The organism is Arthrobacter sp. B0490 (assembly GCF_002929355.1).
Taxonomy (GTDB): domain Bacteria; phylum Actinomycetota; class Actinomycetes; order Actinomycetales; family Micrococcaceae; genus Arthrobacter_D.
The window spans coordinates 1-513 of the sequence record NZ_PJIR01000187.1 but is presented as its reverse complement, the minus strand read 5'-3'; the positions used below and the strand labels follow the sequence as shown (position 1 = coordinate 513).

The following is a 513-nucleotide window of genomic DNA, read 5'->3' as shown; positions in this document are numbered from 1 at the left end:
AGCTCGGTACCCTGACCGTCCGGCAGCATCAGGTCGATGATGGCCAGGTCGAACGTCTGTGCCGCGATCAGCTCGCGCGCTTCGTGCAGCGTCGCGGCGCCGGAAAGATCGACATCGAGCGCGGCGATCTGCCTGGCCAGCAGCACCCGCAGGTCGTCATCGTCCTCGACGTGCAGGATGCGCGGCCGGTGTCCACTCAGCTGCAGACAAGCGCGGATGACGTCCATGACCCGCGAGGGGTCGATCGGCTTGTGCAGCCAGTCGATCACCCCCACCGCGCCGCCGCGCAGCGTGCCGTCGTCATCATCGCGGCGCTGCGGCTGCAGGCTGACGATCAGCACCGGCAGGTTGCGGTAGTTGTGCTGGCTGCGCAGGCTCTGCAGGAAGGCCGCGCTGTTTTCGTCATCCAGCGCCGGGCTGAGGGTCAGTGCCTCGATGTCGAACTGCTGCAACAGTCGGCGTGCCTCGGTTGCGGTGCCGCTGATCAAGGTCGCGTAGCCATGCTGCTGCAGC

1 protein-coding gene is annotated in these 513 nt (G+C 67.3%); it reads right to left on the bottom strand.

Annotation, left to right across the window (positions count from 1 at the left end; translation table 11 throughout):
• Positions 1–513, bottom strand: a 513-nt coding sequence (locus tag CXQ97_RS21360; protein ID WP_146069770.1) for a response regulator, incomplete at both ends; no start/stop codon positions are given.